The 9,170-nt window shown below is 67.8% G+C and carries 9 protein-coding genes; all 9 read left to right on the top strand.

Translation table 11 applies throughout. The annotated features are described in order from the left end of the window. Positions 1 to 2,061: M13 family metallopeptidase (locus ABF821_RS17960; RefSeq protein ID WP_415531055.1), on the top strand; the 2,061-nt coding region annotated here is incomplete at its 5' end. 114 nt (positions 2,062 to 2,175) lie between these two features. After that, positions 2,176 to 2,934: a glycine betaine ABC transporter substrate-binding protein gene (locus tag ABF821_RS17955; RefSeq protein WP_415531054.1), complete on the top strand. Its 759-nt coding sequence runs from the start codon at positions 2,176 to 2,178 to the stop codon at positions 2,932 to 2,934. A gap of 4 nt (positions 2,935 to 2,938) precedes the next feature. Next, on the top strand, positions 2,939 to 3,823 hold the full coding sequence (locus ABF821_RS17950) for a hypothetical protein (RefSeq protein WP_415531053.1): 885 nt from the start codon (positions 2,939 to 2,941) through the stop codon (positions 3,821 to 3,823). Then, positions 3,820 to 4,350: a YdcF family protein gene (locus ABF821_RS17945; RefSeq protein WP_415531051.1), complete on the top strand. Its 531-nt coding sequence runs from the start codon at positions 3,820 to 3,822 to the stop codon at positions 4,348 to 4,350. Before ABF821_RS17950 ends, ABF821_RS17945 begins: the two co-directional genes overlap by 4 nt. A gap of 68 nt (positions 4,351 to 4,418) precedes the next feature. Next, entirely contained in the window at positions 4,419 to 5,390 is a 972-nt protein-coding gene (gene fabD / locus ABF821_RS17940) for an ACP S-malonyltransferase (protein ID WP_415531050.1), read from the top strand. 29 nt (positions 5,391 to 5,419) lie between these two features. Next, positions 5,420 to 6,169: a 3-oxoacyl-[acyl-carrier-protein] reductase gene (gene fabG / locus ABF821_RS17935; protein WP_182975054.1), complete on the top strand. Its 750-nt coding sequence runs from the start codon at positions 5,420 to 5,422 to the stop codon at positions 6,167 to 6,169. A 276-nt stretch (positions 6,170 to 6,445) separates the two neighbouring features. After that, a complete protein-coding gene (locus ABF821_RS17930; RefSeq protein ID WP_012227163.1) occupies positions 6,446 to 6,685 on the top strand; it encodes an acyl carrier protein in 240 nt (79 codons plus the stop codon). A 48-nt stretch (positions 6,686 to 6,733) separates the two neighbouring features. Further along, on the top strand, positions 6,734 to 8,020 hold the full coding sequence (gene fabF / locus ABF821_RS17925) for a beta-ketoacyl-ACP synthase II (protein ID WP_415531049.1): 1,287 nt from the start codon (positions 6,734 to 6,736) through the stop codon (positions 8,018 to 8,020). 86 nt (positions 8,021 to 8,106) lie between these two features. Continuing rightward, the gene (mltG, locus tag ABF821_RS17920; RefSeq protein ID WP_415531048.1) at positions 8,107 to 9,099 is read left to right on the top strand and encodes an endolytic transglycosylase MltG; all 993 of its coding nucleotides are present in this window, start codon (positions 8,107 to 8,109) and stop codon (positions 9,097 to 9,099) included. Positions 9,100 to 9,170 lie beyond the last annotated feature (71 nt).

Below are 9,170 nucleotides of genomic sequence, written 5' to 3'. Positions count from 1 at the left end.
GGGGGGGGGGGGGGGGGGGGGGGGGGGGGGGGGGGGGGGGGGGGGCCCCCCCCCCCCCCCCCCGCCGCGAAGGCGCCCGATGGGATCGATGCCCCGTCTTACGGCGCATGGGGCTTCGATATGGACGGGCGCGACCTGTCGATCGCGCCGGGCAATAATTTCTTCGGTTACGCGAATGGCCGGGCGGTACACGATATCGTCATTCCGCCCGACATGACGGCCTATGGGCCGTTCAACATGCTCCATGAACTGTCGCGCAAGCGCGTGCAGGATATCCTGAACGACCTGGCGGCCCATCCGGTGGCCGATCCCGTGACGGTCGACCAGAAGCTGGGCACGTTCTACGCCACCTTCATGGACGAAAAGGGGATCGAGGCGCGGGGGACCACGCCGCTCGCCGCCGACCTGGACGCCGTTCGCGCGGTGGGAGACCGGAGCGCCTTTGCCGCCCTGCTGGGACATGCGCAGACGGGGTTCCAGCATTCGCTGTTCGGCATGGGCATCCAGCCGGATGCCAAGGACCCGACGGTTTATGCGCTGACGCTGGACCAGGGCGGGCTGGGCCTGCCGGATCGCGATTATTACCTGAAGCCCGCGCTGGCGGCGAAGAAGACCGCCTATCAGGCTTATGTCCAGCAGGTCCTGACCCTGATCGGATGGCCGGATGCCGCGAAGCAGGCCCAGGCCATCGTGGCGTTCGAGACCCGGCTGGCGGAGGTTCACTGGGCGCGGCAGGACATGCGCGACCCCGACAAGACCTATAACCCCATCAATGTTGCCGATCTGGCCAGGCGTGCGCCCGGCTTCGACTGGGCGGCTTATCTGACGGGCGCCGAACTGCCCGAGACGATCGTGAAATCGGGCACGCTGATCGTCGGCGAGCCCGACGCCGTTGTCGGCGAGGCGAAGATTGCGTCGGAAACGCCGTTGGACACGCTGCGGGCGTGGCTGGCCTTTCATCTGGCGGGCAGCGCCGCGCATTACCTGCCCAAGGCGTTCGTGCAGGCATCGTTCGATTTCAACGACCGGACGCTGGGCGGCCAGCCGCAATTGCCCGACCGGTGGAAGCGCGGCGTGACCGCCACCGGCCATGCGATGGGCATGGCGCTGGGACAGACCTATGTCGCGCGCTATTTCCCGCCGGAATACCGGCGGATGATGGAATCGCTGACCACCGAACTGAAGGCGGCCTTCCGGGTGCGGTTGCAGCATAATACTTGGATGGGGGCGCAGACCCGCGCCGCCGCCGTGCAGAAGCTGGACCATTTCACCATCCAGATCGGTTACCCCAAACGCTGGCGGGATTATTCGACCCTCGTCGTCAGGCAGGGGGACGCCTATGGCAATGCCGCCCGCGCCGAAGCCTTCGAATGGCGGTACTGGCTGGGTCATCTGGGCCACCCGGTCGATCGGGACGAGTGGGACATGACCCCGCAGACGGTCAATGCCTACAATAACCCCCTGTTCAACGAGGTGGTGTTTCCGGCCGCGATCCTGCAGCCGCCCTTCTTCAACCCCAAGGCGGACCCGGCGGTCAATTACGGTGCGATCGGCGGTGTGATCGGCCATGAGATGACGCATTCCTTCGACGATGAAGGGCGCAAGTTCGATTATATGGGCCGCCTGAAGGAATGGTGGACCAAGGACGACGCGGCACGCTTCAACACGCTCGCCGATCGCTTCGGCAAGCAGTACGACGCCTTCGAGGTGTTGCCGGGCGTGCATGTGAACGGCAAGCTGACGATGGGCGAGAACATCGCCGATCTGGGGGGGCTGACGCTGGCGCTGGATGCCTATCATGCCTCGTTGCACGGCAAGCCGGCCCCGGTGATCGGCGGCCTGACGGGGGACCAGCGCGTGTTCCTTGGCTGGGCGCAGGTCTGGCGGCAGAAACTGCGTGACGACACCATCCGCCAGCGCGTGATGACGGACCCGCATTCGCCGGCGCAGGCGCGGGTGAATATTCCGATGCACAATGTTGATGCCTGGTACAAGGCCTGGAACGTCAAGCCGGGCGACACGCTGTATCTGAAGCCTGAAGAGCGGGTGAAGATCTGGTGACGGCGGGAAACCGCGTAGTCTGAGAACAGGGGCGGGGCGGTTTTTTGCCGTTCCGCCCCTTGCGCAAACGGGTGCCACCTGCTGGAACCACCCTCGTGATCGGGGAGAGGTGCGATGACGACGGTGACGCTTGGCCATCCGGAAACCATCCTGCACGCGGCCGCTGCCGCGGCAGTCGTGCGTGTGCTGGAAGCTTATGACCTGGACGTCGAATACGTTACCGGTAGCCGGGACGAGCTGACGGCGGCCATGAAGGCGGGCGGGATCGACCTGTTCGTGTCCGCGTGGCTGCCCGATGTTGATGCTCTGTGGGCGGACCCGTCGCTGGGCATGGACCCGCTGGGTGAGTTGTACAAACCTGTTTTCGGCTGGTTCATGCCTGAAGGCTGCGCGCCGGGCGTGGTTTCGATCGCTGATCTGGGGCTGGATGACGGAGTGGTCAACCGCAACATCGTGGCGGCGGAATCGGTGCTGGAACGGGTGCGACTCGGCGTCGGGTCCTATGGGCTGACGGAGCGCGGCTTCACCATCGATGCCCGTCCCGATGAAGAGGCCTGGCAATATGCCGCGAAGGCGATCGAGACCGGCGAGGCGGCGGTCCTGCCGCTGTGGCAGCCGCATTTCCTGCACCATGGCGGCCGGCTGCGGTCGCTGGAAGACCCCAGGACCGTGCTGGCCGGCGAGCAGGCGGCCCGGATGCTGGTGCGTCGCGAGGCGCGGGCGGAACTGGATTCCGACCTGCTGGATGAGCTGGACGAGCTGATGCTGGGCCACAAGGTGGTGAGCGCGCTGGAATATGCGGTGCGCTGCGACGGCATGACCGGCGATGAGGCGGCCGAGGCCTGGCAGCGCGGAAAGCTGCTGCCCCGATAGGGCCATGGTGCATGCATCCTCTCTGACGACCGGATCGGCCGGTGATCTGCGTGAAGTCGATTACTGGCTGTTCGGGGCCTTGCGGCCGCGCTCCCGCGCGCTGCGTGTGCTGGTGGCCGGGGGCGACGCGGCGCGTGCGGCGCGACTGACGGAGAGCCTGGTGGCGGAGGGGCGACCGGGGGAGGTCGGGTTTCTCGCTGCCGGTGCGCCGCTCCCGTCTTCTGTTTACGATTATATTGATTGCGACCTAAGCGCGGAGGCGGAGCCGGGGGCTCGGCTGGAGGCCCTGGGCGGGGTGCTGGCGCCGGGCGGCGGCATCCGCGTGGTGATGCCCGCATCGGATGGGCGCGGTGGTGGCTGCGCTGTCGGTGGGCTGTTCGACCTGCTGGCGGCGGCGGGGCTGGCGCCTGTCTGCCTGATGGCGCCGCTGGAATATGAGCCGGCGCTTCTGGAGGCGGACCCGGCCTTTTGCACCGATCTCGACTTCGTGCCCGATCGCGCGCGGGCCGGTCTGGCCGAGTTGCTTGGGGTAGGGCGGGCGTTTCAGGTGGCTTATGTTCGCCGGGTGGGTGAGGTCGTGGGGCGGGCCGATCCGATGGACCCGGCGTGTGTGCCGGTGCTGCGGGGCCTGGACGGGTTGGGTCTCTCGCGGCTGATGCGGCCCGATAATCGGTTGCCGGTCCGTCTGGCGGGGCGTGAAGTGCTGGTGCCGGTCATTTCGCAGGCGCGCGGGCTGCTGCCGCTGGTCGATGGCAGGCGCACGGTGGGCGAACTGGCGGCGCTCCTGGATAATCGGGGCGTCGATGCCGCGCAGTTCCGGCAGGTGTGGCGGATAACCTTCGCGACCTTCGCCGGGCTGAACCAGCTTCTGCTTCAGGCGCCGTTGTGAGCGGGCGGCCGGATGCGCCGCTCGCCATCGTGATCTTCGGGGCCGCGGTTCATCCCGACGGCACACCTTCCGCCACATTATGCCGCCGGGTCGCGGCGGCCGAGGCTTTCGGGCGGACCTGCGCGGCGCCGCTGTTCGTGCCGACCGGCGGCAGCCTGGGTGGGCGCCCGGCCGAGGCGCCCGTGATGGCGGAATTGCTGCGCCGGGCCGGGGTGCCGGACTCGGCGATCCTGATCGAGGCGACGGCGCGGGATACGCTGGACTCGGTGCTGGCGTGCTCCGTGCTGCTGCGGGCGCGTGGTTATCGCGGCGCCGTCGCGGTTGCCAGCAGCGGCTATCACCTGCCGCGCTGTCTGGTGCTGATGCGGCTGGCGGGCTGGCGGGTGGTGCGGGTGCCCCCGCCCCAGGTACCGGCGGCCCGGAGCCTGCGGCGGCGCTGGTTCTGGCGCCTGCGTGAAGTCGCGGCGCTGCCATGGGACGCCCTGCTGCTGGTGCTCCGTCGCCGTGAGGCCATGCCGCGCGATTGACAGGCGCCGCGTCCTGTCGGCATTTCGCGGGCCGGAACGTGAGATTTCTTTTGGATAATGAGGACAGCATGACCGTTCACGCCTTCATCTTCCCCGGTCAGGGTAGCCAGTCCGTCGGGATGGGCGCCGAACTGGCCGCAGCCTTCGCCCCGGCGCGCGAAGTGTTCCAGGAAGTCGACGATGCGCTGAACCAGAAGCTTTCCGCCCTGATCTTCGAGGGGCCGATGGAGGATCTGACCCGCACCGAAAATACCCAGCCTGCCCTGATGGCGGTGTCGCTGGCGGTGCTGCGGGTGCTGGAGAAGGAAGGCGGGCTGGAGCTGAAGCGCGTGGCCGCGCTGGTGGCCGGGCATTCGCTGGGCGAATATTCGGCGCTGGCGGCGGCGGGGTCGTTCGGGATCGCGCAGACGGCGCGCCTGCTGCGCCTGCGCGGCACGGCGATGCAGAAGGCAGTGCCCGCGGGCGAGGGCGGGATGGCGGCGCTGATCGGCGTGGATCTGGACGAGGCGCGCGCGATCTGCGCCGAGGCCGCGATCCTGCGCGTGGAAGGCGAGCCGGACCGCACGGAAATCATCGAAGTGGCCAACGATAATGGTGGCGGACAGATCGTCATTTCGGGCCGGGCGACGGCGATCGAGCGGGCGATTCCGATTGCCAAGGCGCGCGGGGTGAAGCGGGCGGTGGTGCTGCCGGTGTCGGCGCCGTTTCATTGCTCGCTGATGGCCCCGGCGGCCGACGCGATGGGCGAGGCGCTGGAGCGGGCCGAGATCGCGCCGCCGGTGGTGCCGCTGGTGGCCAATGTCTCGGCGGCCAAGGTGACCGACCCGCAGGCGATTCGCGACCTGCTGGTGCGGCAGGTGACCGGCACCGTGCGCTGGCGCGAGAGTGTCGAGGCGATGGCGGCGATGGGCGTCGACAGTTTTGTCGAACTGGGGGCGGGAAAGGTGCTGTCCGGGCTGGTGCGGCGGATCGCGCCCGATGCGGCGGCCCGTTCGGTCGGCACCCCGGCGGATATCGAGGCGTTTCTCGCGTCGTTATAAGAGATGGTTTTTCAGGCAAGGACGGGCTGATGTTCAGGTTGGATGGCAAGACCGCGCTGGTGACGGGCGCATCGGGGGGAATCGGTGCCGCGATCGCGCGGACCCTGCATGCCCAGGGCGCACGCGTGGTACTTTCCGGCACGCGCGAGGCGGTGCTGGCCGCCGTGGCCAGCGAGATCGCGCCCGATGGCGAGCGGGTCCATGTGTGCCCCGCCGACCTGTCGGACCCGAAGGCGGCCGATGCGCTGGTGGCCGCCGCCGAGGTCGCGGCCGGCGCGCCGCTGGATATCCTGGTCAATAATGCCGGCCTGACGCGGGACGGACTGGCGATTCGCATGAAGGACGAGGACTGGAACCGCGTGATGGACGTGGATCTGGCCGCGCCCTTCCGCCTGTGCCGCGCCGCGCTGAAGGGCATGCTGCGCCGCCGGGCCGGGCGAATCGTCAGCATCGCCTCGATCGTCGGGGTGACCGGCAATGCCGGCCAGGCGAATTATGCGGCGGCCAAGGCGGGCATGATCGGCATGAGCAAATCCCTGGCGCAGGAAGCCGGGTCGCGCGGCGTGACCGTCAATGTCGTGGCGCCGGGCTTTATCCAGACCGCGATGACCGACGTGCTGCCCGAGGCGCAGCGCGAGAAGCTGCTGGGCGGCATTCCGCTGGGGCGGATGGGCAAACCGGAGGATATCGCGGCGTCCGTCGCCTATCTGGCATCGGACGAGGCCGGGTGGATCACGGGCACGACGCTGAACGTCAATGGCGGGATGGCGATGCCCTGATCGGCGGGGAACACGCTGATTCCGCTGGACGCAGGCCGGGATATGGCGGACAACAGGCCGATTTCGCGAAGGCGGATTTCAGGTTTTGGCAGCGGATTATGACGGAAAGAAGGTCCGCCGCCTTGGCGAGTGCCGAGGAACCGTGCTAATCCGCCGCTGCTTCGTCCGGAAGCGGGCTGGGCATGGTCCGGCAGTTCCGTTTCGCGGGACGTCAGACAGGACGAATGAATTTCGAACCGCCCGTATCTCATTGGGGCAGACAGGAAGCGAAGACAGATGAGCGAAATCGCTGACAAGGTTAAGAAGATCGTGGTCGAGCACCTCGGCGTCGAGGAAAGCAAGGTCACGCCGGAGGCCTCCTTCATCGACGATCTGGGCGCGGACAGCCTGGATACGGTCGAGCTGGTGATGGCCTTCGAAGAGGCTTTCAGCGTCGAGATCCCGGAAGATGCAGCCGAGAAGATCGCGACCGTGAAGGACGCCATCGACTACATCGAGAAGCAGAAGGCCGCCTGAGGCTGCTTCTACGGAACGTCGGATTTTGTGATCAGGGAGCGGTGCGGGTTGATACAATCTGCCGGAGGAGCGTCGGGACGTCGGCGCGTTGTTGTTACCGGTATGGGCATTGTCAGCCCGCTCGGGCTGGGGCTCGAACATAACTGGTCGCGCCTGATCGCCGGCGAAAGCGGGATCGGCCGCATTGCCTCGTTCGATCCCTCGGACCTGCCGGCGCATGTCGCCGGCGAGGTACCGGCCGGGCCGACCGAGGCGGGCTGCCTGACCCTGTCCGACTGGGTGCCGGTCAAGGACCAGAAGAAGATGGATCGCTTCATCCATCTGGGTCTTGTCGCGGCGACCGAGGCGGTCGAGGATTCCGGGTGGAAGCCCGAATCCGAGGAAGACCGCTGCCGGACCGGCGTGATGATCGGTTCGGGCATCGGCGGACTACAGACGATTTACGATGCGTCGATCACGGTGCATGAGGGGCGGGCGCGTCGCCTGTCGCCCTTCTTCATTCCGTCGGCGCTGATCAATCTGGTCTCCGGCCATGTTTCGATCAAATACGGTTTCAAGGGCCCCAACCATTCGGTTGTGACCGCGTGCGCCTCTGGCGTGCATGCGATCGGCGATGCCTCGCGCCTGATCATGCTCGGCGATGCCGACGTGATGGTGGCCGGCGGCGCCGAAGCGGCCGTGTGCCCGTTGGGCATTGCCGGGTTCAGCTCGGCCCGTGCGCTCTCCACCGCGTTCAACGCCGAGCCGGAGAAAGCCTCGCGTCCCTGGGACCGGGATCGCGACGGCTTCGTGATGGGCGAAGGCGCGGGCATCGTGGTGCTGGAAGAATACGAGCACGCGAAGGCGCGTGGCGCCAAGATCTATGGCGAGATCATCGGATACGGCATGTCGGGCGATGCGTACCACATCACCGCGCCGGCCGAGGGGCATGAGGGTGCCTATCGCGCCATGCAGGCCGCCGTGGGCAGCGCCGGCATCGCGGTTTCCGATATCGGCTATGTGAATGCCCATGGCACGTCGACCATGGCCGATGACCTGGAATTGCAGGCAGTCGAGCGTCTGTTCGGCGATGCGGCGAGCCAGGTCGCGATGTCGTCGACCAAATCCGCGATCGGCCATCTGCTGGGTGCGGCCGGTGCCGTCGAGGCGATTTTCTCGATTCTGGCGATCCGCGACAATGTCGCGCCGCCGACGCTGAACCTGGACAATCCGTCCACCGAAAGCGTGATCGACCGCGTGGCGCATGAGGCCCAGCGCCGCAAGATCGATATCGCCCTGTCGAACAGTTTCGGGTTCGGCGGCACCAACGCCAGCATCATCGTTCGCGGCGTCTGAGCCTGCGCGGAATGACGGATCGGGCGCCTGCCTGATCCGCTTCCGGGGGCCTTGTTTTTGACATCGTGACGCGGAAAAAGAGCATCATGCTCAAGCGTCTTCTGATTTTCAGCCTGAGCCTGCTGCTGGTGGTGTGCGCGGCAGGCGGGGGCATTGCCGCCTGGGGATGGTGGCAATATGGCGCGCCGGGACCGGCGCCCGAGGCCCGCGCGGTGGTCGTTGCCCGTGGTGGCCTGGCCAGCACGGCGGCGACCTTGCAGCGCGCAGGGGTGATCGCGCCGGGGCGGGCCAGTGACCTGCTGTTTCGCGTGGCTGTGCATCTGACCCGCCAGGATGGTGTTCTGCACGCGGCCGAACTTGAATTTCCCGCCCATGCCTCGCTCCGCGACGTGCTGTTCGTGCTGCGCCATGCCAAGCCGGTGGTGCATCGTCTGACCGTGCCCGAAGGGTTCTCCGCCCTTCAGGTGGCCGATCTGATCGACCGGGCGCCGGTGCTGACGGGGCCGCCGCCTGGGCCGCCGGCCGAGGGCAGCGTTCTGCCGCAGACCTATGATTATGAATGGGGGACGCCGCGTGTCGCGCTGCTGGCGCGGATGCAGGCGGCCATGGAGGCGACGCTGGAGACCGTCTGGCGCGAGCGGGTGCCTTTGCCGGAGATTCCCGATCGGCGGACGCTGGTCGTGCTGGCCTCGATGGTGGAGCGTGAGACCGCGATTGCGGCGGAGCGTCCGCTGGTGGCCCGTGTCTTTCTCAACCGGCTGCGCCTGGGTATGCGGCTGCAATCCGATCCGACCGTGGTCTATGGGATCAATCGTGGGGCCGGGCCGCTGGGCCATGGCCTGACGCGGGCCGAACTGGACGCGCCGGGTGCCTATAACACCTACACATTGCCGGGCCTGCCGGCCGGGCCGATCTGTGCGCCGGGCCTGGCGTCACTGGAAGCCGTGGCGCATCCCGCCGAAAGCGACGCGCTGTATTTCGTCGCCGATGGCAGCGGCGGGCATGCCTTTGCCGGCAGTCTGGCGGAGCATAACCGCAATGTCGGTGCCTGGCGGGGGCGGCCCGGCCCGGGCCAGTGAGTGTGAACGGGGACGGTGAGGGGGGGCCGGGGGGGGGCGGGGGGGGGAGGGGCCCCGGGCGGCCGCGGGGG

Origin of the sequence: Gluconacetobacter sp., assembly GCF_047721585.1 — a bacterium.
Classification (GTDB): domain Bacteria; phylum Pseudomonadota; class Alphaproteobacteria; order Acetobacterales; family Acetobacteraceae; genus Gluconacetobacter; species Gluconacetobacter dulcium.
The sequence above is the reverse complement of the archived record's forward strand: the minus strand, read 5'-3'. Positions and strand labels throughout refer to the sequence as shown.

What these genes read in the sequence shown, in the direction of transcription:
- fabD (WP_415531050.1), top strand. Translation starts at nt 4,419, where the DNA reads ATGACCGTTCACGCCTTCATCTTCCCCGGTCAGGGTAGCCAGTCCGTC.
- ABF821_RS17955 (WP_415531054.1), top strand. Translation starts at nt 2,176, where the DNA reads ATGACGACGGTGACGCTTGGCCATCCGGAAACCATCCTGCACGCGGCC.
- ABF821_RS17950 (WP_415531053.1), top strand. Translation starts at nt 2,939, where the DNA reads ATGGTGCATGCATCCTCTCTGACGACCGGATCGGCCGGTGATCTGCGT.
- ABF821_RS17930 (WP_012227163.1), top strand. Translation starts at nt 6,446, where the DNA reads ATGAGCGAAATCGCTGACAAGGTTAAGAAGATCGTGGTCGAGCACCTC.
- fabG (WP_182975054.1), top strand. Translation starts at nt 5,420, where the DNA reads ATGTTCAGGTTGGATGGCAAGACCGCGCTGGTGACGGGCGCATCGGGG.
- mltG (WP_415531048.1), top strand. Translation starts at nt 8,107, where the DNA reads ATGCTCAAGCGTCTTCTGATTTTCAGCCTGAGCCTGCTGCTGGTGGTG.